At 65.3% G+C, this 22,123-nt stretch carries 20 protein-coding genes; 9 read left to right on the top strand and 11 right to left on the bottom strand.

Translation table 11 applies throughout. The features are described from left to right. Positions 1-106: 106 nt before the first annotated feature. Positions 107-2,206: a S9 family peptidase gene (locus tag AB7M16_RS20485; RefSeq protein ID WP_453945027.1), complete on the top strand. Its 2,100-nt coding sequence runs from the start codon at positions 107-109 to the stop codon at positions 2,204-2,206. Positions 2,207-2,468: 262 nt separating this feature from the next. Here the strand turns inward: AB7M16_RS20485 and AB7M16_RS20480 are convergent, their stop codons facing one another. Both AB7M16_RS20480 and araD read right to left on the bottom strand, forming a co-directional pair. Next, entirely contained in the window at positions 2,469-3,188 is a 720-nt protein-coding gene (locus AB7M16_RS20480) for a ribonuclease activity regulator RraA (RefSeq protein ID WP_453945026.1), read from the bottom strand. 111 nt (positions 3,189-3,299) lie between these two features. Further along, positions 3,300-5,039, bottom strand: coding sequence for an L-arabinonate dehydratase (gene araD / locus AB7M16_RS20475; RefSeq protein WP_453945025.1), 1,740 nt, complete (start codon positions 5,037-5,039; stop codon positions 3,300-3,302). Between the two features lie 255 nt (positions 5,040-5,294). Here araD and AB7M16_RS20470 point away from each other — a divergent pair, with 255 nt between their 5' ends. Together AB7M16_RS20470 and AB7M16_RS20465 are read left to right on the top strand one after the other, a co-directional pair. Further along, the gene (locus AB7M16_RS20470; protein ID WP_172789322.1) at positions 5,295-5,714 is read left to right on the top strand and encodes a response regulator; all 420 of its coding nucleotides are present in this window, start codon (positions 5,295-5,297) and stop codon (positions 5,712-5,714) included. Next, positions 5,692-9,300 carry a PAS domain S-box protein gene (locus tag AB7M16_RS20465; RefSeq protein WP_453945024.1) on the top strand — a complete coding sequence of 1,203 codons (3,609 nt, stop codon included), beginning with the start codon at positions 5,692-5,694 and terminating at the stop codon, positions 9,298-9,300. The genes AB7M16_RS20470 and AB7M16_RS20465 overlap by 23 nt, the downstream gene beginning before the upstream one ends. Positions 9,301-9,502: 202 nt before the next feature. Here the strand turns inward: AB7M16_RS20465 and AB7M16_RS20460 are convergent, their stop codons facing one another. Then, a complete protein-coding gene (locus AB7M16_RS20460; RefSeq protein WP_172789324.1) occupies positions 9,503-10,138 on the bottom strand; it encodes a response regulator transcription factor in 636 nt (211 codons plus the stop codon). A gap of 150 nt (positions 10,139-10,288) precedes the next feature. On the opposite strand from AB7M16_RS20460, the gene AB7M16_RS20455 reads away from it, so the two are divergent. Then, positions 10,289-10,591, top strand: coding sequence for a hypothetical protein (locus AB7M16_RS20455; RefSeq protein ID WP_453945023.1), 303 nt, complete (start codon positions 10,289-10,291; stop codon positions 10,589-10,591). Positions 10,592-10,611: 20 nt separating this feature from the next. On the opposite strand, the gene AB7M16_RS20450 is transcribed toward AB7M16_RS20455, so the two are convergent. The 7 genes from AB7M16_RS20450 to AB7M16_RS20420 form a co-directional block, all read right to left on the bottom strand. Beyond that, positions 10,612-11,115, bottom strand: coding sequence for a response regulator (locus AB7M16_RS20450; protein ID WP_172789326.1), 504 nt, complete (start codon positions 11,113-11,115; stop codon positions 10,612-10,614). 141 nt (positions 11,116-11,256) lie between these two features. Next, complete coding sequence (locus AB7M16_RS20445) at positions 11,257-11,574, bottom strand: PilZ domain-containing protein (RefSeq protein ID WP_172789327.1); 318 nt, start codon at positions 11,572-11,574, stop codon at positions 11,257-11,259. A 2-nt stretch (positions 11,575-11,576) separates the two neighbouring features. Next, entirely contained in the window at positions 11,577-12,455 is an 879-nt protein-coding gene (locus AB7M16_RS20440) for a CheR family methyltransferase (protein ID WP_172789328.1), read from the bottom strand. A gap of 60 nt (positions 12,456-12,515) precedes the next feature. Further along, positions 12,516-12,902 (bottom strand): response regulator, encoded by a 387-nt coding sequence (locus tag AB7M16_RS20435; protein ID WP_018321619.1) that lies wholly within the window; start codon positions 12,900-12,902, stop codon positions 12,516-12,518. Positions 12,903-12,935: 33 nt separating this feature from the next. Further along, positions 12,936-13,409, bottom strand: coding sequence for a chemotaxis protein CheW (locus AB7M16_RS20430; RefSeq protein ID WP_453945022.1), 474 nt, complete (start codon positions 13,407-13,409; stop codon positions 12,936-12,938). 27 nt (positions 13,410-13,436) lie between these two features. Further along, a complete protein-coding gene (locus AB7M16_RS20425; RefSeq protein ID WP_453945021.1) occupies positions 13,437-16,220 on the bottom strand; it encodes a hybrid sensor histidine kinase/response regulator in 2,784 nt (927 codons plus the stop codon). A 437-nt stretch (positions 16,221-16,657) separates the two neighbouring features. Further along, the gene (locus AB7M16_RS20420; RefSeq protein ID WP_172788850.1) at positions 16,658-17,080 is read right to left on the bottom strand and encodes a response regulator; all 423 of its coding nucleotides are present in this window, start codon (positions 17,078-17,080) and stop codon (positions 16,658-16,660) included. A 342-nt stretch (positions 17,081-17,422) separates the two neighbouring features. Here AB7M16_RS20420 and AB7M16_RS20415 point away from each other — a divergent pair, with 342 nt between their 5' ends. The 4 genes from AB7M16_RS20415 to AB7M16_RS20400 all read left to right on the top strand — a co-directional run bounded on the left by AB7M16_RS20415 (position 17,423) and on the right by AB7M16_RS20400 (position 19,602). Beyond that, positions 17,423-18,025 carry a hypothetical protein gene (locus AB7M16_RS20415; RefSeq protein WP_453945020.1) on the top strand — a complete coding sequence of 201 codons (603 nt, stop codon included), beginning with the start codon at positions 17,423-17,425 and terminating at the stop codon, positions 18,023-18,025. Beyond that, complete coding sequence (locus AB7M16_RS20410; protein ID WP_172788851.1) at positions 17,973-18,671, top strand: Crp/Fnr family transcriptional regulator; 699 nt, start codon at positions 17,973-17,975, stop codon at positions 18,669-18,671. The genes AB7M16_RS20415 and AB7M16_RS20410 overlap by 53 nt, the downstream gene beginning before the upstream one ends. Positions 18,672-18,825: 154 nt before the next feature. Further along, on the top strand, positions 18,826-19,200 hold the full coding sequence (locus AB7M16_RS20405; RefSeq protein ID WP_172788789.1) for an Hpt domain-containing protein: 375 nt from the start codon (positions 18,826-18,828) through the stop codon (positions 19,198-19,200). 153 nt (positions 19,201-19,353) lie between these two features. Then, positions 19,354-19,602, top strand: a complete 249-nt coding sequence (locus tag AB7M16_RS20400; RefSeq protein ID WP_172788790.1) for a hypothetical protein — start codon at positions 19,354-19,356, stop codon at positions 19,600-19,602. A gap of 77 nt (positions 19,603-19,679) precedes the next feature. Here the strand turns inward: AB7M16_RS20400 and AB7M16_RS20395 are convergent, their stop codons facing one another. Then, positions 19,680-20,300, bottom strand: coding sequence for a helix-turn-helix domain-containing protein (locus tag AB7M16_RS20395; protein WP_172788791.1), 621 nt, complete (start codon positions 20,298-20,300; stop codon positions 19,680-19,682). A 337-nt stretch (positions 20,301-20,637) separates the two neighbouring features. On the opposite strand from AB7M16_RS20395, the gene AB7M16_RS20390 reads away from it, so the two are divergent. Then, positions 20,638-21,801: a hypothetical protein gene (locus AB7M16_RS20390; protein WP_453945019.1), complete on the top strand. Its 1,164-nt coding sequence runs from the start codon at positions 20,638-20,640 to the stop codon at positions 21,799-21,801. The last annotated feature ends 322 nt before the right edge of the window (positions 21,802-22,123 follow it).

Below are 22,123 nucleotides of genomic sequence, written 5' to 3'. Positions count from 1 at the left end.
GAGTCCCCCTCACCCGGATCGCATCTGCGATGCAATCCGACCTCTCCCCGCAGGCGGGGAGAGGTGAAGAGGAAGCACTGCGCGAACGAGAGATGATGAGGACCGAGTGACCCAAGCCAAGACGCCTTCGAAGCCCCCCGTTGCCCCGCGCCGGCCGCATGCCTTCACGCGGCACGGCATCACCGTGACCGACGATTATGCCTGGCTGAAGGACGCGAACTGGCAGGACGTGCTGCGCGATCCCGGAGTGATCGACCCTGACATCCGCAAATATCTCGACGAGGAGAACGCCTATACCGAGAGCCTGCTAGGCCATACCGCGCCGCTGCAGAAGACGCTGGTGCGCGAGATGCGCGGGCGGATCAAGGAGGACGATTCCAGCGTGCCGTCACCCGACGGTCCCTTCGCCTATTTCCGCAGGTTTCGCGAGGGCGGGCAGCACGAGCTGTTCGGCCGCATGCCGCGCGACGGCGGCGACGGCGAGATCGTGCTCGACGGCGACGCGCTCGCCAAGGACCACACATATTTCAAGTTCGGCGGCAGCCGGCACTCCTACGATCACAAGCTGCAGGCCTGGAGCGCCGACACCAAGGGCTCGGAATATTTTTCGATCCGCGTTCGCGACTGGGCGAGCGGTAAGGATCTCGACGATCTCGTCGAGGAGACCGATGGCGGCGTGGTTTGGGCCGCGGACTGCAAGAGCTTCTTCTATGTGAAGCTCGACGACAATCATCGGCCGATGCAGGTGTGGCGGCACAGGCTCGGCACCCAGCAGGCCGACGACACGCTGGTCTATGAGGAGCAGGATTCCGGCTGGTTCACCCATTTGCATGAGAGCACCAGCGGCCGCTTCTGCGTGATCGCGGGCGGCGATCACGAGACGAGCGAGCAGCGGCTGATCGATCTCGCCCATCCCGAGGCGCCGCCGCGCCTCGTCGCGGCGCGCGAGGAAGGCGTGCAATATTCGCTCGCAGACCGCGGCGACGAGCTGTTCATCCTCACCAATGCCGATGACGCCATCGACTTCAAGATCGTCACCGCGCCGCTTCACGCGCCCGAGCGCAAGAACTGGCGCGATCTGATCCCGTATCGGCCCGGCATCTACATCATCGACCTCGATCTCTACGCCGGCCATCTGGTGCGGCTCGAGCGCGCCCATGCGCTGCCGTCGGTCGTAATCCGCGATCTCGCTGGCGGGGAGGAGCATGCCATCGCGTTCGACGAGGCCGCCTATTCGCTCGACACGATGGGCTCCTACGAGTTCGAGACGACTACACTGCGCTTTGCCTATTCGTCGATGACGACGCCGTCGGAAGTCTATGATTACGACATGACGAAACGGACGCGCGTGCTGCGCAAGCGGCAGGAGATTCCGTCGGGGCATAACCCGGCCGACTACGTCACGACGCGCATCATGGCGAAATCGCATGACGGCGCCGAGGTGCCGGTCTCGATCCTCCATCGCCGCGGGCTGAAGCTCGACGGCACAGCGCCGCTCCTGCTCTACGGCTACGGCTCCTACGGCATGGCGATGCCGGCTTCGTTCAGCGCCAACCGCCTGTCGCTGGTCGATCGCGGCTTCGTTTACGCCATCGCGCATATCCGCGGCGGCGCCGACAAGGGCTGGGGCTGGTATCTCGACGGCAAGCGCGAGAAAAAGACCAACTCGTTCGACGATTTCGCCGCCAGCGCCCGCGCGCTGATCACCGCGAAATATACCAGCGCCAAGCGCATCATCGGCCATGGCGGCTCGGCCGGCGGCATGCTGATGGGCGCGGTCGCCAACCGTGCCGGCGAATTGTTCGCCGGCATCGTCGCCGAGGTGCCGTTCGTCGACGTGCTCAACACCATGCTCGACGACACGCTGCCGTTGACGCCGCCGGAATGGCCGGAATGGGGCAACCCGATCGAGAGCGAGAAAGATTTCCGCACCATCCTCTCCTACTCGCCCTACGACAACCTCGCGGCGAAGGACTATCCGGCGATCCTGGCGATGGGCGGACTTACTGATCCCCGGGTCACTTACTGGGAGCCCGCCAAGTGGATCGCACGCCTGCGCGCCACCATGACCGGCGGCGGCCCGGTCCTGCTGCGCACCAACATGGGCGCCGGCCACGGCGGCGCGTCGGGCCGCTTCGACCGGCTGGACGAAGTCGCGATCGTCTACGCGTTCGCGCTGTGGGCGGCGGGGATGGCGGAGGCGTGACGTTTATCCCTCTCCCCGCAAGGGGCAGGGCGATTGCATGTGATTTGTGGCGCCGGCCGGCGCGCACGCCTCGTCCTTCGAGACGACCGCTGCGCGGTCTCCTCAGGATGAGGCTAAACAGCATCCGCGCTCGTTGAAGCGGTCGCCACGACCTCGGTCCTCATCCTGAGGGCCCGCCAACGGCGGGCGTCTCGAAGGATGGCCACAGGCAAGATCGAACTATATGCGATAGCCCTGACTGCAGCGGGGAAAGGCGAAGGAACTACCGCCCGTTCTTTTTGCGCCATTCCGCGAAATCGGTGAGCGTCTGGGGATCGGTGGCGGGATAGAGACCGAAGATGCCGCGACCCTTGCCGACTTCCTCGGTGACGAAATCCTCGAATGCGGTCATCTCGAAGGTTTCGTTGGCGATCTCGTCGGCCAGATGCGCGGGGATCACGATGACGCCGTCGGCATCGCCGAGGATGACGTCGCCGGGAAACACCGGCGCATCGCCGCAGCCGATCGGCACGTTGATCTCGATCGCCTGATGCAGCGTCAGATTGGTCGGCGCCGAGGGGCGATGGTGGAAGGCGGGAAAGCCGAGCCTTGAGATCTCGGCGGAGTCGCGAAAGCCGCCGTCAGTGACGACGCCGGCGACGCCGCGCTTCATCAAGCGCGTCACCAGGATCGCGCCGGCCGAGGCCGCGCGCGCATCCTTGCGGCTATCCATCACCAGCACGGCGCCCGGCGGGCACTCCTCGACCGCCTTGCGCTGAGGATGGGAGCGATCCCTGAACACGTCGATAGTGTTGAGGTCCTCGCGCGCCGGCATGTAGCGCAGCGTGAAGGCCTCGCCGACCATGGTCGGCTGGTCCGGGCCGACGGGATGCACATCCTGGATCATCTGGATGCGCAGGCCGCGCTTGAACAGCGCGGTGGCGACGGTGGCGGTGGAGACGGATTTGAGCTTGTTGCGGGTGGCTTCGGTGAGTTTGGTCATGATGTCGTCATTCCGGGGCGCGCGTAGCGCGAGCCCGGAATCCATCGGGCCGCATACGCTGGGGTGAAATGGGTTCCGGGTTCGATGCTTCGCATTGCCCCGGAACGACGGTCAGTAAATCGACGGCTCGCCGATCGGCGCGCCGAAATCGGTCTCCAGGAAGTCGAAATCGCAGCCGTCATTGGCCTGCTTGATGTGCTTGGTGAACATCCAGCCATAGCCGCGTTCGAAGCGGCGCGCGGGCTGCTTCCAGGCGGCGCGGCGTTTTGCGAGCTCGGCTTCGGAGACGTCGAGATTGATGGTGCGCGCGGCGACGTCGAGCGTGATGCGGTCGCCGTTCCGCACCAGCGCCAGCGGACCGCCGATATACGATTCCGGCGAGACGTGCAGGATGCAGGCGCCATAGCTGGTGCCGCTCATGCGCGCATCCGAGATGCGCACCATGTCGCGCACGCCCTGCTTCACGAGTTTTGTGGGAATCGGCAGCATGCCCCATTCCGGCATGCCGGGGCCACCTTGCGGCCCGGCATTACGCAAGATGAGGATGTGATTCTCGGTGACGTCGAGGTTGGGATCGTCGACCGCCTTCTTCATCGAGGGATAGTCGTCGAACACCAGCGCCGGCCCGGTGTGCTTGAGGAAGCGCGGCGCGCAGGCGGAGGGCTTGATGACGCAGCCGTCGGGCGCGAGATTGCCCTTGAGCACGGCGAGCGCGCCTTCCTTGTAGATGGGATTGTCGATGCCGCGGATCACGTCGGCATTGTACACCTCGGCGCCCGCGATGTTCTCAGCCACCGTCTTTCCAGTGACGGTGACACACTCGAGATGCAGATGCGGCTTGATCTGGCTCATCAGCGCCGGCAGGCCACCGGCGTAGAAGAAATCCTCCATCAGGTACGTCTCGCCGCTCGGGCGGACGTTGGCGATGACGGGCACCTTGCGGCTGGCTTTCTCGAAATCGTCGAGGCCGATGTCCTGGCCGGCGCGGCGGGCCTGCGCGATCAGATGGATGATGGCGTTGGTGGAGCAGCCCATCGCCATCGCGACCGCAATGGCATTCTCGAACGCCTTGCGGGTCTGAATCGTCTTCGGCGTCAGATCCTCCCACACCATGTCGACGATGCGGCGGCCGCATTCAGAGGCCATGCGGATGTGGTTGGCATCCGCGGCGGGAATCGAGGAAGCGCCGGGCAGCGTCATGCCGATCGCTTCTGCAATCGCGGTCATGGTCGAGGCGGTGCCCATGGTCATGCAGGTGCCGTAGCTGCGGGCGATGCCGGCCTCGATGTCGAGCCAGTCCTTGTCGGAGATCTTGCCGGCGCGGCGCTCGTCCCAATACTTCCAGCCGTCGGACCCGGAGCCGAGCGCCTTGCCCTTCCAATTGCCGCGCAGCATCGGGCCTGCCGGCAGATAGATCGCCGGGATGTTCATCGAGGTTGCGCCCAGCAGCAGCGCCGGCGTGGTCTTGTCGCAGCCGCCCATCAGCACCACGCCGTCGACCGGATGGCTGCGCAGCAGCTCCTCCGCGTCCATCGCCAGCAGGTTGCGATAGAGCATGGTGGTGGGCTTGAGCAGCGATTCCGACAGCGACAGCGCCGGCAGCTCCAGCGGCAGGCCGCCCGCCATCAGGATGCCGCGCTTGACGTCCTCGACGCGCGACTTGAAGTGCATGTGGCAGGGCTGCGCGTCCGACCAGGTGTTGAGGATCGCGATGATCGGGCGGTCCTTCCACTCCTCCGGCGCGTAGCCCATCTGCATGGCGCGGGAGCGGTGGCCGAACGAGCGCAGATCATCGGGCGCGAACCAACGCGCACTGCGGAGCTGGTCGGGCGTTTTCTTCTTGTTGGTCATCGCATTCCTTGTCCGTCCGGAGGATTGGCCCTGCTCTTCTCACAGGCAATCCACCCCCGGGCAAGGCGCTGGGCTGGCGGATGGCGAACCTCTGCTATGCACTCAGGCGGGCATATTTGGCGGTGCAGCGCAATAAATCGGCAGCACCGGCCGAAGTCCTTGCCGGCAGACGAGAATCCGCGCAACAATTTCGAGTTGATTGGCTTGATTTGCGGTTGGTGGGACTAACTCCGCCGACTCCGGAGGATTTCAGACGTGGCCAACATCCTGATCGTGGATGACGATCCGGCCGTCCAGTTCACCATCCGGCTGCTGCTGGAACGGGCTGGTCATCACGTGACGGTCGCCGGGGATGGCCGCAAGGGGCTGGCGCTGTTCGAGGCGAGCCGGTTCGACCTGCTGTTTCTCGACATCTTCATGCCCGGCATGGACGGACTGGAGACGATGCGTCACATTCGGGTGCTGGCCCCGGCCGTTCCGATCGTCGTCATCTCCGGCCGTTCGAGCACGCCGGATGCCTATGCGGAGCCGGATTTCCTGAAGATGGCGACCAAGCTCGGCGCGGTCGCCAGCCTGCAAAAGCCGTTCCGGCCCGGTACACTGCTCGCCGTGGTCGCAGATTGCCTGAAGGCCCACGAGCCGGAGGGGTCCGATGTCCGCTCCGGCCGCCGATGACAAGGGCACCTCCTCTGCTGCAAGCCAGAAATGGCGCAGCGATACGGCGGGTCCGGCGAAATTCCCCATGAGAGCAGCAACGACGCTGGCCACGCGGCTGGCCATCGCGATGATCCTGCTGGTGGCGGTTACCGTGGCCGCGGTCGGATGGCTCGGCTATCGCAACACCACACAGGCCGTCATTCCGCGGGTGCTGGAGCGGGTCGAAGCCCAATCGCGCCTGCTCGCGACCAACCTTGAATCCTACGTTGCCGGCGTGCGCGGCGATCTGGTCGGCTATCGCGCCGCAGCGGCGATCAACGGCCTGATCCGCGCTCATGTCGGCGGAGGGATCGATCCCGTGGATGGCGTCTCGGAGCAAACCTGGCGCGAGCGTATCGCGGCACGGCTCGCGGCCGAGATCGAGGCCAAGCCCATCTACGGGCAGTTCAGGATCATCGGCGTCGACAACGACCAGCGCGAACTGGTCCACGTCGATCGCTCCGGACCGAACGGAGCAGTCAGGATCGCCCCGGACGGTGAACTGGAGCGCAAGAGCGACCGAGCCTACTTCCAGGAAGCCATACGGCTCGCGCCCGGCGAAATCTATGTGTCTCCCATCGAGCTCGCCACGCGTCAGGGGGGAACGAGGGCGTCCCACGCGCCGACTTTGCGGGTCGCGATGCCGCTGTTCACAGCCGACGACAAGCCGTTCGGCATCATCGTGGCCAATGTCGACATGCGCCCGGCACTCGACCGGGTCCGTGCGACAACGACCTCCGGCGGAGAGATCCACGTTGTAAACGCGCGCGGCGACTATCTCGTCCATCCCGACCGTATGCGCGAATTCGGCGCAGCGCATGACCGCCCCAACGATTGGCGCAAGGACTTTCCATACTTCGGGGCTCTGACGGGCACGCTGGAAGGATCCACGCGGCTCATGACCGATTCATCGGGCCGGCCGAGCGGGGCAGCGCTGGCGCCGACCCTGCTCGCGGGCAAGGAATGGGTCGCCATCATCGAAACGATCCCTGCGCCCGTGTTCGGCCGCGTGCCGGCCGCCATTCAAAAAACGTCCCTGCTCGTCGGGGTGCTGGCCGTTCTCGCCGCAGCTGCCCTCGCGGTGCTGCTGGCGCGCTCGTTGACCCGCCCGATCGGGCGCCTGACGGAGGCGGTGCAGGCCATCGGCAGCGGACGTCCCGCGGACATCCCCGTCGATGCCAGCGGCGAAACCGGCGTGCTGGCACGGGCCTTTGCCCGGATGGTGGAGGAGATGCGCGCGAAAACAGCCGCGCTCGAACGCGAGATCGAGGAGCATCGCCGCACCGAGGCGGCGCGAAGCCATCACGCGGCGCGCGAGAGCCTGTTCAGCGCCGCGGTGGAATCGTCCGACGATGCGATCGTGATGCAGACGCTCGATGCCGTCATCACCGGCTGGAATCCGGCCGCCGAACGCCTTTACGGCTATACGGCGGAGGAGGCGATCGGCAAGCCCACGTCGATCATTGTCCCACCCGACCGCCGCGAGCACGGCAAGGACTATCTGCGGCGGATCGCGCGGGGCGAGCCGATCGAACGCTTCGAGACGGTCCGCCTGCGCAAGGACGGCACGCCGGTCGAGATTTCCCTCGGCCTGTCGCCGATCAAGGGACCGGCGGGCGAGGTCATCGGCGCCTCGGGAAGCGCGCGCAGCCTGACCGAGGCGCGCCGCGCCGAGCGGGCCCTGCAGAACCAGCTGGAGGAGCGGCGCCAGATCTTCGAGACGTCGCAGGACCTGATCATGGTCATGGACGCGCGAGCCCATGTCGCGCAGATCAGCCCGAGCAGCCAGACCATTCTCGGCTATCGACCGGACGAGATGATCGGCCGCAGCGGCGCCGACTTCATTCATCCCGCTCATCTGGAGCAGTCCCGTGCCGAAATGCGCGCGATGCGCCGCGGCGAGCGCGTCAAGCTCGCCGACACGCGCTGCCTCCACAAGAACGGGCACGAGGTCTGGCTGTCCTGGCTCGGCAGCTGGTCCGAGCCTGCCAAGCGCTTCTTCTTCGTCGGGCGCGACATGACCGAAGCGCGGCTCGCGCAGGAATCGCTGCGCGAGAGCGAGCGGCTCGCCCGCAACATCGTCGAGACCTCGCTCGACGCCTTCGTCCAGACCGACGAGACCGGAAGCATCCTGAACTGGAACTCGCAGGCCGAGCAGCTGTTCGGCTGGCGCCGCGACGAGGTGCTCGGCAAGAGCACGATCGACCTCATCGTCGCCGAGAGCGAACGCGAGAGGGTCAGGGCGGGGCTGAAGCAATTCCTGGCCGAAGAGGACGGCACGACGCTGAACCGCCGCCGCGAGCTGATGTGCCGCCGCCGCGACGGCAAGGAATTCAGGGCCGAGCTGAGCGTCACCGCGCTGAAGCGGCGCGAGGGCCTGCTGTTCAACGTCTTCTACCGCGACCTCACCGACAAGATCGCCGCCGAGGAGCGCATCCGCCATGCCGAGAAGATGGAGGCGGTCGGCCAGCTCACCGGCGGCGTGGCGCATGACTTCAACAACATTCTCACCGTCATCACCGGGACGATCGAGATTCTCGCGGAGGCGGTCGCCAAGGAGCCGCAGCTCGCGGCGATCACCAAGATGATCGACGAGGCCGCCGCGCGCGGCGCCGATCTGACCCAGCACCTCCTTGCCTTCGCCCGCAAGCAGCCGCTCCAGCCGCGCGAGATCGACATCAACTCGCTTATCGTCGACACCGCGAAATTGCTGCGTCCGACGCTCGGCGAGCAGATCCAGATCGAATCGGTGTTCGAGGACGAGAATTGCGTCGCCATCGTCGATCCCAACCAGCTCACCACCGCGATCCTCAACCTGGCGCTCAATGCGCGCGATGCCATGCCCGGCGGCGGCAAGCTGATCGTGGAGACCGGCGCCGCCTATCTCGACGAGGTCTATGCCGGCGCCAACGACGTGCCGCCAGGGCACTACGTGCTGATCGCGGTGAGCGACACCGGCACTGGGATCCCCGCGCACATGCTGCCCAGGGTGTTCGACCCCTTCTTCACCTCGAAAGGACCGGGCAAGGGCACCGGGCTCGGGCTTTCGATGGTGTACGGCTTCATCAAGCAGTCCGCAGGTCACATCAAGATCTACAGCGAGGAGGGCCACGGCACCACGATCAAGATGTATCTGCCGCCCGGCAAGACGCCGACGGCGAGCGGCGAGGGCGTGACGCCGGCGACGATCGAGGGCGGACACGAGACGATCCTGGTCGTCGAGGACGACCGGCTGGTGCGGGACTACGTGCTCGCGCAGCTGCATTCGCTGGGCTACGTCACCCTGCAGGCCGCGGACGCCGCCGAGGCGCTCGCGATCGTCGCCGCCGGCAAGCCGTTCGACCTTCTGTTCACCGACGTCATCATGCCCGGCAAGATGAACGGACGGCAGCTCGCGGACGAGCTGATGAAGACGCGCCCGGATCTCAAAGTGGTCTACACGTCAGGCTATACCGAGAACGCGATCATCCATCACGGCCGGCTGGATTCCGGCGTGATGTTGCTGGCCAAGCCCTATCGCAAATCGGATCTGGCACGGATCATCCGCAAGGCGCTGAGCGGGTGAGAGCCGTAGCCCGGATCGAGCGCAGCGCAATCCGGGAACAAGTGTTGAAGCCTGCACGAGCGCGAACTTAGCGGCGCAGCGAGCTCTCGTAGGGTGGGCAAAGGCGCACTTGCGCCGTGCCCACGATCTCTCTCTCACTGCATCACGTGAAGTTCGTGGGCACGCTTCGCTTTGCCTACCCTACGGCATCTCACGTATAACGCTACGACGCGCGCTGGGCCGCCGTCATCACGATGCGGATCAGGTCGGCGGCATTGCGTGCGCCGAGCTTCTTCATGATGTTGGCGCGGTGGTCCTCGATGGTGCGCGGGCTGATGCCGAGCGTGCGGCCGGCCTCCTTGTTGGAGGCACCGGCGGCGAACTGCTCGAGCACCTCGCGCTCCCTGCGCGTCAGCGGCTCGCGGCCGGGGAAATGCAGCGAGCCGAATTTCGGTGACGCGTTCTCCGCCTGCCGGCGTGCATAGGCACCGATCGCCTCGTCGAGGCGGCCGACGATCTCGCTGCCGCGGAACGGCTTCTCGATGAAGTCGAGTGCGCCGCTCTTGATCGCGCCCACCGCCATCGCGATGTCGCCCTGCCCGGAGATCATGAAGATCGGTGCCGGGTAGTCCTCGCCGTGCAGCTCCTTCAGGATGTCGAGACCCGACTTTCCGGGAATATTCACGTCGAGCAGGATTGCAGCCGGTGTGCGGTTTCGCGCGACCGAGAGCAGCGCTGCACCGTCGGCGAAACAGATCACCTCATAGCCCGCCGCCTTCAACACCATCGACAAGGTGTCGCGAACGGCAGGGTCGTCGTCGACCACGAAGATTTCACCGCGAGAGCTTTGTTCGGCCATGTGCCACATCCGGTTGGCATGAAGGACTCGCGTTCCGCGCCATTCGTTATGGCGCTCGGCGCGGATTCGGCCCACCCGTATTTGTACGGGACATGGACTTAACGCACAAGTAGCGGCATGGCGCCTAATTGCAGTGGACGGAGAATATCCATGCTAAATTTGGCCGACACGCCGCCTCCCGTCGCAACGCCCGAAATCGCGAGCCGTGAGCTGATTGCGGCGGACCTTCGTTTGCTGATCGCACAGATCGAGACCAGCATGCGCCGGATCGCCGCAGCCATGGACCAAGAACACGGCAGCGATCCGGAAGGTTCCGCGGATATCGTCGTGCTCGACGACGTCTCGCCCCGCTACGCCACCGCGAGCGCGGCCCTCAATGCCTGCCGGGCGGGCCTCGGCCACGCCCTGCAATGCCTATCGGAATCCGGCAACGCGGCGGGCGGCAGCATCTGACCGCATGGCAGCTCCGCGAGCTAGGCGCGGTGCCGCTCCACGATAGCGTCGGTGGCGACACCACCCCAGGTGTGAATCGCCGGCAGGCCCATCGCGGTCTTGCCGAGATTGGCGAGGCTGATGCGCAGCGCCGCGAGATCCAGCGGCTTCGGCAGGCTCTGGAGCTCGATCCCGACGGAACGGGCGAAGCTGCGGGCGGCACTGCGGCGCTTGCCGTCCATGCCGCTGATGACGATCACGGAGCCGGCGAACTTGGCGCTCGCCATCTCGCGCAGCACGTCGACGCCGTCGCCATCCTCCAGCACGAGGTCGAGCGTCACGCAATCGAAGCGCGCAGCGCGCAGCTTCTCGATCGCGTCCGCAACGGATGGCGCCACGGTGACCTCGTGGCCGGCCTGCTTGGCCGCGACCGTGATCAGGCTGCGCTGCGTGGCGTCGTCGTCGACCACCAGGAGCTGAAGCGCACGCCGTTCAGTGCCGTCGGGCAGGTTTGACGAGATCGGGGAAAGAGAACTTCTGGGCATTGCCGTATCCTGAGATTGAGAGCGCCAATGGATACACGGCTCGCGCTTAAGCCGCGTAAAGCTGCTGCGAGCAATTGACTCCGAAGTCTTCAGCAAATGTGAAGCAAAGTGTCGGAATGCGTAGCGGCAGTGGCGGCGGGATCAGGCCGCGGCGTCGTGACCGCCGGCCGCACCGCGCTTCTTCCGGTTCTTGCCGCGCAGGAACTGGATATCCATTTCGGCACCGTTGACACGGACCAGCTCGCAGCGACGATAGGCGAGACCCGTGGACGACAGCAGCAGGAAGAACTCTTTCAGGTTCAAGCCCTGGATCGAGCCCTCCACCGTGAGAACGGCGTCGGTGTCGGAGATCGCGTTGAGCTTGCAGTCGCGCCGCCAGGTGCCGTCGATGGCCATGATGCAGACATCATAACCGCGGCTGAAGGTCACGCGCTCGACGCCCTTGCCCTCCTCGGCCATGATTATCGTCCCGCCACCGCCGCCATGCGCGGCGCCGCACCGGCGAGAACCGGCTTGGCCGCTGCCGCGCGCGGATCGTTCGGCTTGTAGAGGCCGCGCCGCTCCGGAATCGGCCGGAACGTGTCGGTCAGCCCGACCACGGTTTCGGCGGCGCCGAGCACCAGGAAGCCGTCAGGCTCGATCTGGCGCGCCAGGCGGTTGAAGATGTTGATCTTGGTGTCCTGATCGAAATAGATCAGCACGTTGCGACAGAAGATGACGTCGAAGGTGCCGAGCTGGGCGAAATCGTGCAGCAGGTTGAGCTGCCGGTGCTGGATCATGGCCCGCAATTCGGGATTGATCTGCCAGGTCTCGCCGATCTGCTTGAAATATTTCACCAGCATCTGGATCGGCAGGCCGCGCTGCACCTCGAACTGGCTGTAGACGCCGGCCTTGGCCTTCTCCAGCACCTCTTGCGACAGGTCGGTGGCGATGATCTCGACGCGCCAGCCGGTGAGGGCCGCGCCCATCTCCTTCAGGCACATCGCCAGCGAATAGGGCTCCTGCCCGGTCGAGCCGGCGGCACACCAGATGCGCACGCTGCGCTTGGCCGCACGCGCCCTGATGATCTCCGGCATGATGTGGTCGCGGAAATGATCGAACGGGACCTTGTCGCGGAAGAAGAAGGTCTCATTGGTGGTCATGGCTTCGACCACGTCGGTGATCAGCTGGCGCGAGCCGCCTTGCAGCTTCTGCACGAGCTCGGCGATGCCAGAGATCCCGGCCTTGCGGGCCAGCGGCATCAAGCGGCTTTCGATCAGATATTGCTTGTCTGCGGACAGGTCGAGACCGGAATTGTCCTTCAGGAACTTGCGCAGATACTCATACTCGGTCGGGGTCACGGATGGCCTCTTCGAACTGTACTGGAACACTCTGGCCCAAGCACTTTGGGCCAGACACACTCAGACCATGGCTTGTCCGACCGGGATCAAACCAACTTCAGCGAACTTGTCGGCGATGATGTCTTTGTCGAAGGGCTTCATGATGTACTCGTTGGCGCCGCCGCTGAGCGCCTGAGCGATATGAGCCACGTTGTTCTCGGTGGTGCAGAACACCACCTTCGGCTGATCGCCGCCGGGCAGGCGGCGCATGTGGCCCATGAACTCGAAGCCGTCCATGACCGGCATGTTCCAGTCGAGCAGCACCGCATCGGGCAGCTGCCGCTGACAGATCTCGAGCGCCTTCGAGCCGTCCTCGGCCTCGGTGACCTCGAACTCGAGGCCTTCCAGGATCCGGCGTGCGATCTTGCGCACGACGCTGGAATCATCGACCACCAAACAGGTTTTCATTTTGGTTCTCCGGCTTCGATGCTTTTCGTTGGCTCACGCGGCCATTTGCACTTTGGTTTCGAGCTCGAGGACGCGATCGACGTCGAGCACGACCATGAGCTGGCCGTCGAGGCGGTGGACGCCGCCGGCGAGCTTGGCCATGCGGGGGTCGAGGTTGACGGGGTTCTCCTCCTTGCCGTCCTCGGACAGGCGCAGCACCTCGCCGATCTGGTCGATCAGCAGGCCGTAGGATTCGCCGCGCAGATCGACGCCGACCGCCATCGGCACCTTGCCGTCTTCGGCCTTGGGCAGGCCGAGGCGGGCACGCATGTCGACCACGGTGACGATGCGGCCGCGCAGATTGAGGACGCCCGCGATCTCGCGCGAGGACAGGGGCACGCGGGTGACGCGCTCGGGCATGAACACGTCCTGGACGCGGGAGATCGGCAGGCCGAACAGCTGGCCGCCGATCATCGCGGTGACGTACTCGACCATGGCGCCTTCAGCGGACTGGGTCTTCTTGCTCATCTCGGTGTCTCCTGATCCCCGTCCTGCTTACGCCGCGGCCCGGCTCAGCTCGGAGGCGCCGGCGGCGCCCGCGGTCTGCTCCTTCAGCGCCGCGATCAGACCGGGACGGTCGAACTTGGCGACGTAATCGTGGAAGCCGGCCTGCCGGCCGCGCTCGATCGCCGCCGGCGACACCAGCGCCGAGAGGCCGATGATCGGCGTCGCGGCGAGGTTGTTGTCGGAGCGGACGACTTCCGCGAACTCGAACCCGTTCATGTCGGGCATCTCGATGTCGGTCAGGATCACGTCGAAGTTTTGGGCGCGCAGGGCGGCCAGGCCTTCCTGCGCGGTCGGCGCGGTGCGGACGCGGTAGCCGGCGGCTTTCAGCACCGGCGCCAGCATGTTGCGGAAGAACGCTGAGTCGTCGACCAGCAGCACCGACTGCGAGTGCAGCGACGGCTTCATCTCCTTGCGGGTGAACCAGTCGGCGAACGCCATCGGCAGGAAGTGGCCGACGTCGATCACCTCGGTGGCCTGGCCCTTGATCACGGCCGAGCCGAGAATGCCGGAGGAGGAGCCGCCGACCTCGATGTTGAGCCGTTCCTCGACGATGTCGATGATCTCGTCGACGACGAGGCCCATGGAGCGGCCGTCGTCGGCGAACACCAGGATCGGCTGGGCGCCCTGGCTCGCAATGGTGACGCCGTCCATGGCGACCAGCGGCATCAGCTGCTCGCGGTACTGCACCATGTAGCGGCCGTTACTGAACTCGATCTTGTCGGCGGGCAGCTCTTCCAGGCGCGTGACGAGGCCAAGCGGGACCGCCTTGGGCTGCGACGAGCCGGCGCGGAACACCAAGAGCGAGGTGGTCTGCTCGCCGGAGCCGATGTGATGGGCGCCGTTCTCGTCGCCCATGTCATGGGCCGAGGAGCCGGCGGCGCCGAGCGCCTTGGCAATGCCGTTGGGATCGATGATCATGATCACCGCGCCATCGCCCAGAATGGTGTTGCCGGAGAACATGTCGATGTGACGCAGTTTGGTCGACATCGGCTTGACCACGATTTCTTCGGTGTGGAACACGCCGTCGACGACGATGCCAAAGGTCTGGCTGCCGACCTGGGTGACCACGATGAAGCCGTTCTCGGGATCGCTGGCGGCGCCGTCGTCGATCTTGAGCAGCTTCTTCAGGTGGATCAGCGGCAGCAGCTTGTTGCGCAGGCGCAGCACCGCGGTGTCCTTGATGCGCTCGATGCGGTGCTCGGAGTTGGCGCGGGCCCGCACCAGCTCGACCACCGAGAGCTGCGGAATCGCAAAGCGGTCGCCGGCGGCTTCGACGATCAGCGCCGAGACGATGGCGAGCGTCAGCGGGATCTTGATGGTGACGGAGGAGCCTTCACCGGCCACGCTCTTGATGTCGATGGTGCCGCCGATCTGGTCGATATTGGTGCGGACCACGTCCATGCCGACGCCGCGGCCCGACACCGAGGTGATGGCGGCCGCCGTGGAGAAGCCCGGCGCGAAGATGAACTTGTGGATCTGGGCTTCGCTCATCTTCTCCAGCTCGGCCTCGGTGACGAGACCTGAGGAAAGCGCCTTGGCCTTGATCTTCTCGGTGTTGAGGCCGCGGCCGTTGTCGGCGATGCAGATGATGATGTGGCCGCCCTCGTGATAGGCGGAGAGGCGGATGGTGCCCTGCTCGCCCTTGCCGCTGGCGAGGCGCTCGGCGGGGGTCTCGAGGCCATGATCGGCGGAGTTGCGCACCATGTGGGTGAGCGGGTCCTTGATCAAATCGAGCACCTGGCGGTCGAGCTCGGTGTCGGCGCCGTGCATCTCGAGCTCGATCTGCTTGCCGAGTTCGGATGAGAGGTCGCGGACGATGCGGGGCAGCTTCTGCCAGGCATTGCCGATCGGCTGCATGCGCGTCTTCATGACGCCCTCCTGCAGCTCGGCGGTGACGTTGGAGAGGCGCTGCAGCGGCACCTTGAACTCGGTGTCCTCGTTGCGGCGGGAGATCTCCAGGAGCTGGTTGCGGGTCAGGACCAGCTCGGAGACCATGGTCATCAGGTGCTCCAGCGTATCCACGTTGACGCGGATCGACTGGTTGGCGATGCGGTCGCCCTCGCCCGCCATCTCGTCGGCCATCGACTTCTTCGCGGCCTTCTCCTTGGGCTTTGCGGCTTCCTTGGCAACGGCGGCTTCGGCAGCCGGCGCAGGTGCAGCCTTGACCTCAGTCTTGGCCACGGGCGCGGCGAGCGGCGCTTCGATCGCGGTCTCGCGGAAGGCGCGCTCGAGCTCGTCGAGCGAGACCTCGCCCGGACGCAGCGGGCGCTCCAGGGTCTGCTCGACCAGCGAGCCCGTGGTCATCTCCTTGGCCGGCGCCGCGGCAACTGGTGCTTCCGGCGCCAACGGCGGTGCGTCTGCAACAGGCGCAGCGCTTCCCGCCGCCATCGCGGCCATGCCCTGCTCGACCATGGCCTCCAGCTTGTCGATGAGATCGCGGTCGTTCCCTTCAGGCTCGGCCTCGGTTGCCTCCAGGCCGGCCAAAATCTCCTTGATGCGGTCGATCGAGGACAGGATCACCGTCACCGCCTCGGCGGTGACAGGCATGCCGTCACGGAATTTGCCCATCAGGGTCTCGCCGGCATGCGCCAGCGCTTCCAGCCGCGGCAGGCCCAGGAAGCCGCAGGTGCCCTTGATGGTGTGGACCAGGCGGAAGATGTTATCCAGGATCTTGGCGTTGTTCGGCTCCTGCTCGAACTTCACCAGCTGATTGTCCACGGTGTCCAGGCTCTCGCTGGTCTCCGTCAGAAACTCCCGCAACAGATCATCCATGAGCTACGCCTTACTGACCTGGGCCGCAAACGCGACGTCCGAGCCACCCTCGGCACGGACGGAAGCCCCTATCCTGGATCGTTAGACATCCCCTTTCACAGTCCCGTTAATTTCATCCTCCGTGCTACTACGGATATTGAAGAGAAGTTTGCGGTTCTGCTGCATGCTGCAGCGCTTTTCGGCAAAACCGCCTCCGCGTCGCAACGGCGGGAGCCGCGCGGTCAACGAGCCGATAATTGCGCGACGAGGCGCGTGGGAAAGTCCTGCTCGCAAAGAACGATAGGGCCGGCCCGCAGGCGGTTGGCGCGGGCCGCCCGCAACCGGCGGGGCTCTCGCCGCGCGCGCTCTTGAACGTTTCCTGGGCGTTGCCGCGATTTGCGCGATCCGCGCTCGAGGTAAACGAAGGGTTACCCTGCGGCCGAGCGGCTCGTGCGGCGCTAACCGAGCTGCACCGCCGTGGCAACGTCGGAGCGGGGGCGATGCTCTGCCAGGCAATCGTTGATGGCGGCGAGCAGCGCGTCCGGCGTGAACGGCTTACGCAGACAACGCGCGGCGCCGAGCTCCAGCGCCATCCGCAGGAAGTCGGGCGCGGGCGAGTTCAGATTTGCGAAAGCGTGGCCGGACATCGCAATCAGCGGAATCACCGGCGCCTGCTCGTGGAAAATCCGGATCGATTCGAACCCGCGCATGTGCGGCATGAAGATGTCGATGATCATCAGATCGAATTGCTTGTCCTCGAGGGCACGCAGTCCGGCTTCACCGCCCTCGGCGATCGTCACCCGAAAATTGTTGCGCTGGAGGTAGACCTCGATGGCCATGCACACCATCGGGTCATCGTCGACGACGAGAATATGGCGCAGATCGTCTCGCCCCAATTGAGCTTCCCTTTTCGGCGATTCAACGATTGAACCGTGGGGCACGCCTTTCTCCTTTGGTTTCGATGAGGGATGGAACGAACGTCGTTTGCGGAAGCGGACGAGGCGACGCGAACCGGCCCGATGGCCAGCGCGGATGCAATGCCTTCCAGCTCCTGAGGCCCCTTGCCGCCAATTCCCGCGTACGCGTTGCAGGACGGCCGCCTCGCCAGCGAATCAGTGTGCGCTTCTTAACTCCGCCGCAAATGAGACAGCCTGTCTGCCCTCTAACGGGTATATGGACGTCACCACAACCTTCAGGTTAGTATTTGCGCGCTGTGCACCTGAGTGACGAAGCCGCCCCGCCCGCCGACCATCGAACCCGCCGGATTGACCTGCATGACCGTGAGCAGGCCCCCGCCCAATCAGCTGCTGCAACTGCTCGACGCGGCAGATTTCGATTTGCTGCGTCCGTATCTCGCGACGCTCGAAATGGTCAGTAAATCTGTCGTGGGCGAGGTCGGCATTGCGTCGGGACACGTCTACTTCCCGCATGGTGGATCCGTTTCGATCAGGGTGAGCCTGTCCGAAGGACAGACGATCGAAATTGCGATGCTGGGCCGCGACGGCGTCGTGGGGACCAGTGCGGCACTTGCCGACGGCATCTCGCCGATGGACGCGGTTATGCTGTTCCCAGGCCTTGGTGGCGTGACGGGAGCACGATGCGAGCCCTGTATGCCGACGTGCACGCAGCGTCGACGCATCGCCAGGGCCGGACAACTTGTCTCAATTGCCAATATATCCCGACGCGAAGATGATGGAACTTACCCGCACACGACGTCATCCGCGCGCTGCGAATTCGAAGGCGCATGGGAACGGGGAGGCAGCCTTGGAAACGATGATGCGTCCATCCAACGGTTTCCTGTCCGCATTGTCGGCGGACGATTATGAATTGATCCGCCCGCACCTGCGAACGGCGGATCTGCCCCACGAGGCGGTGCTGGTCGAGACCGGCGAGACGCTCAGGCGCGCCTATTTTCCTCACCGCGGCGTCATCTCGCTGGTCGTGGAACTGGCCAAGGGCGAGCATGTGCAAGTCGCCATGATCGGCCGCGACAGCCTGCTCGGGACGCTCGCAATCGTGGGCGATGCGTGTGCGTTGAACACGGCCATCGTGCTGGTGCCCGGCGTCGCCTCGGTGGTGGATCTGGACCGCCTGCGCATGGCCGCCGACCAGAGCAGCACCCTGCGCGCACAGCTCTCGCGCCACGGGCTGGCGGTCTACGCCCAGGTGCAGCAGACCGCGGGCTGCAACGCCGCCCATCCGGTGGAGTCGCGGCTGTCGCGCTGCCTGCTGCACACTCATGATCTGTCGGGCGAGTCGCGTCTGCTGCTGACCCAGGAGACCATGGCCCAGATGATCGGAGCCCGGCGCAACAGCGTGTCGCTGGTCGCCAACTCGCTGCAGCAGGCCAATTTCATCCACTACAGCCGCGGGCACATCCAGATCACCAACCTCGACGGGCTGCGCCAGACGGCATGCGAATGCTACGCCGCCGTGAAGGGCCAGTACGACCGGCTGCTCGGCCCGCACTGAGCGCCGCCCGCTTGGTAAACCGGGCGCTAAAGTCGGCCTGCAAACACCGGCCATCCCGCTACCGGAACTGAAATTCGAATGCCGTAGATACGCGACATGCCTCGGGCGGCGACGTGCCGCGCGACAACGAACCGTGATCAAGGCAGGCAAGGCCATGTTTGACGTCACCGTCGCGCCTGCGATGGCGCTCGATGCCGAACCCGCGCGCGAGCCGCGGGCGTACGAAGCGCTGGTGCGCGAGATCGGCGAGGACGGTGCCACTGAAGTGCGGGACGTGTTCTGGAGCGAGACCTGCGCACGCCTGCAATTGTTCCGCACGCTCTCGCCTGCGCAGCACCACGCCAAGATCGCGCGCGAAGCGCATTCGTTGAAGAGCGCGGCCGGAACGTTCGGCTATCTCAGGCTCGCAGCGCTGGCACTGCGGCTGGAGAAAACCGCGGAAAGCCTCGGCGAGGCCGAATTCCACGCGATGCTGGACCTGATGGATGCGGCCTACGCCGCCGCGCATGCGCAGGAGCCGCAAGGCTAGTTCGCTTTTTGGCGCGCCCTCGTCGCGCTACTTCGCGTAAAAGCGCTCCCGAACTACCGGCGCGTGTATTCCCGCCGTACTTCTACGGTTTGCGATTTTCACAGATGGCTAATCATAGCTGGCGATAGTCCCGGAAAACCAGGAGGGTTTTCCATGTTCACCTACGAGACCGCCGACCAGAAGGAGGTTCGTCGCTTCCGCATCGCACAGTTCAACGGCCGGATGGCGACGGTCAGGGCCGGCGAGTCGACCGTGACCGGTTTCGTGCGCTCGGTGCTGGAGCAGGAATCGAGCATGCCTCCCCGCTGGACCATCACGATCATTCCGAGCGCGCCGAAGGAAGAGATCAAACCGCTGCGTCCCGCCCCGCGCGCACGTCCGTTCGCCGAAGACTATTTCTGAGCGCGGATTTCCAAACTATCGAGATGGATCTTCGGCATCTCGTCCGCGCCGCCCGAGGGCGGCGCAACCAGCCCGGATCAGTCGATCGCATGCAAGAGCGCCGCACGGACGAGGTCCGCGGTGTTGCGCGCACCGAGCTTGCGCATCGCCTCGGCGCGATGACTCTCGAAGGTGCGCGGACTGATCTGCATGCGCAGCGCGCCCTGCTTGTTCGAGTAGCCTTCGCTGATCAGCCTCAGCACCTCGCGCTCGCGCTTGGTCAGCCGCTTCTGGCCGGACGGGCCGAGAAGATCGGCGCTCGGTGCGCGCGGCGGCTGCAGCACGCGGGCGGCCCTCGATTCTGCCTCCTCGGTGCTGGACGGGGCCGACAAGCCGCCCTTGTGAGCGCCGGCGAGCTGCTTGACCAGGCCGCAAACGCGCTCGGTCTGTGCCAGCGCGTTCTCCACCACCCGCTGCAGATAGGCACGATCGCCCATGGCGGGGACGAGCTGATCGCTGTGATGCTTGATCTCGCCCATGTAGAGCAGCAGCGCGGTCAGGGGGCCGTTGAGCTCGCGAGCGATCGCAGCCGCCATTTCGTCGGCCGCCTGCGCACGAACGGCGCTCAGACGGACGAAATCGGGCTCTTCAGCTGAAGCAGCGCTTTCGTGCCATTCCGACGGCCGCGAATCGGTGGCCGTATCATTCTGTGACCCCATGTCACTCGTTTACCGGAACCGGGGCGGGTCTGTGGTTAACTTTCTGCTCCGTAAGACTACGGTGATTTGGGCCCTTTTACGCTAAAATGACGGCTTCGGCACAATTTGTGCTTGCGCGACGTCGCACGCGACCATGTAGCGGTTGAGTTTTCTGCCCAGATCCTGGTCTCGGACGAGGAAAAGCTCCTCGTGCGGCCGCCTTGCTCCGACATCCGCCCCCCGGATTTTACGGATTAATTAACGGCGACTTGCTTCTCTAGGGAGGTTGAGAGCGCGCAAATGCCTCCACGCATTGGGCCCGCAAGCCCGCGGGCCACGCTGCGAAAGATTGCGTGCCATGGACGAGATCGATCGGCTGTCGGAATTTCTGCAGAGGCTGACGCCGCTGTCGCGCAGCTGTCTGCTCAGCGAGCTCGAGCGGCTCGAGCTGTGCGGCATCGACATGCCCGGTTCGGCCGACATCCAGGCGCGCTTGCGCGCCGAATTCCGCAAGGACGGATCGAGCCAGGCGCGCGCCACCAGCCCGTCGCGCTATTTCTTCGCACCGCTGGAGCTGCTGCTGATCGACGGCGCGCCCGAGCATGCCAACATGGGGCGGATCTCGCGCAACACCCTCACCCCGATCTGGGAGTGGATCTGCCGCGACCTGCTGCCGACCATGGCGCGCGACTACATCAAGGCGATCGGCGACCAGGTCGCCGCCAACAACCCCAAGGAAGTGCAGAAGATCGCCTCGACCTTCCAGACCAAGGTCGTCAAGGTCCTCGAGAGCACGCTCAATTCGCCCGAGAGCGCCGAATCTGCGCGCGCCAAGCTCGGGCAATATACGGCCTCGCGCACCGCTTTCGACGACGTCGTGAAGATGCTGCATGTGTTGCGCGCCGGCGATGCGCTACCGAAGTTCAACGCGAAGCTGCCCGAGAAGATCGCGAAGTTCGACGATGGCCAAGTCGCCCAGATCACCGCGCAGCTCGACGCCTTCAAGAAGGCCCATCCCCAGGCGCTGCCCTTCGCGCTGGCGCTGGTGGCGCGACGACTGAAGACCTCATGGCAATTGGTGCGGCTTGCCACCAGGGCGGCTGCGAGCAAGGCCGCCGCGGACGTCGCCGCCACACCCTATGCCTGCGTCGTGCCGATGGTCCTCGACCGGCTCGACGACAAGCGCCTCGCACTTCGCGTCGCACTCCGGCACAACCGGGTGCTGATCGCCCGCGACCTGCTCGCCGAAATCTATGACACCGAATATGCGCTCAAGGTTCGCATCGACGGCATCGAGCATTGCGAATGGGGCGTCCGCCTCCAGCAATTGATGGACGCGATCGCGGCGCTGGTCTCCGCCGAGGTGAGCCGCTTCCCCTCCAATGTCGGCCACATTCTCGGCTCGCGGCGGCTGCGCAGCCACGACACGATCGGCGGCAAGCTGAGCTATCTGGCCTGGAAGGGACGCGACGCGATGCAGGACGGCGCGGCGGCGTTCCGCAAATTGATCGGGCAGACCTAGATCGGGTCCGGCCGCGAAGGCCACGGTGCACAGCGCGGCTAACGCGGCAGGCACAGGAAGCGATCCATGAATCGCCCTGACAGCACGAACCTGAACCACCAATACATCATTCGCCGCATCGACATAGCTGTAGTCCTCGACAGCCCTCCACCAGCTCGGGGAACCTTTAGCGCGAGTGCAGCAATGCGCGTGTGATGTACTTCACATTCTTGGCCGCTAGCCCGGACCCGTTGTCGCAGAATCGTCACGCGCGGAAGGCCGCGACGCGCGCATCGCGGGAAGGCGCGAGTTGAAAGTCGCCGTCGATTAACGCTGCGCCGGC

Source organism: Bradyrhizobium sp. USDA 372 (assembly GCF_053629095.1).
Note: the sequence above shows the minus strand (reverse complement) of the source record. Positions and strands in the feature narration are given on the sequence as shown.

What these genes read in the sequence shown, in the direction of transcription:
- AB7M16_RS20480 (WP_453945026.1), bottom strand. Translation starts at nt 3,188, where the DNA reads ATGACCAAACTCACCGAAGCCACCCGCAACAAGCTCAAATCCGTCTCC.
- araD (WP_453945025.1), bottom strand. Translation starts at nt 5,039, where the DNA reads ATGACCAACAAGAAGAAAACGCCCGACCAGCTCCGCAGTGCGCGTTGG.
- AB7M16_RS20465 (WP_453945024.1), top strand. Translation starts at nt 5,692, where the DNA reads ATGTCCGCTCCGGCCGCCGATGACAAGGGCACCTCCTCTGCTGCAAGC.
- AB7M16_RS20460 (WP_172789324.1), bottom strand. Translation starts at nt 10,138, where the DNA reads ATGGCCGAACAAAGCTCTCGCGGTGAAATCTTCGTGGTCGACGACGAC.
- AB7M16_RS20455 (WP_453945023.1), top strand. Translation starts at nt 10,289, where the DNA reads ATGCTAAATTTGGCCGACACGCCGCCTCCCGTCGCAACGCCCGAAATC.
- AB7M16_RS20450 (WP_172789326.1), bottom strand. Translation starts at nt 11,115, where the DNA reads ATGCCCAGAAGTTCTCTTTCCCCGATCTCGTCAAACCTGCCCGACGGC.
- AB7M16_RS20445 (WP_172789327.1), bottom strand. Translation starts at nt 11,574, where the DNA reads ATGGCCGAGGAGGGCAAGGGCGTCGAGCGCGTGACCTTCAGCCGCGGT.
- AB7M16_RS20435 (WP_018321619.1), bottom strand. Translation starts at nt 12,902, where the DNA reads ATGAAAACCTGTTTGGTGGTCGATGATTCCAGCGTCGTGCGCAAGATC.
- AB7M16_RS20430 (WP_453945022.1), bottom strand. Translation starts at nt 13,409, where the DNA reads ATGAGCAAGAAGACCCAGTCCGCTGAAGGCGCCATGGTCGAGTACGTC.
- AB7M16_RS20425 (WP_453945021.1), bottom strand. Translation starts at nt 16,220, where the DNA reads ATGGATGATCTGTTGCGGGAGTTTCTGACGGAGACCAGCGAGAGCCTG.
- AB7M16_RS20410 (WP_172788851.1), top strand. Translation starts at nt 17,973, where the DNA reads ATGATGCGTCCATCCAACGGTTTCCTGTCCGCATTGTCGGCGGACGAT.
- AB7M16_RS20405 (WP_172788789.1), top strand. Translation starts at nt 18,826, where the DNA reads ATGTTTGACGTCACCGTCGCGCCTGCGATGGCGCTCGATGCCGAACCC.
- AB7M16_RS20400 (WP_172788790.1), top strand. Translation starts at nt 19,354, where the DNA reads ATGTTCACCTACGAGACCGCCGACCAGAAGGAGGTTCGTCGCTTCCGC.
- AB7M16_RS20395 (WP_172788791.1), bottom strand. Translation starts at nt 20,300, where the DNA reads ATGGGGTCACAGAATGATACGGCCACCGATTCGCGGCCGTCGGAATGG.
- AB7M16_RS20390 (WP_453945019.1), top strand. Translation starts at nt 20,638, where the DNA reads ATGGACGAGATCGATCGGCTGTCGGAATTTCTGCAGAGGCTGACGCCG.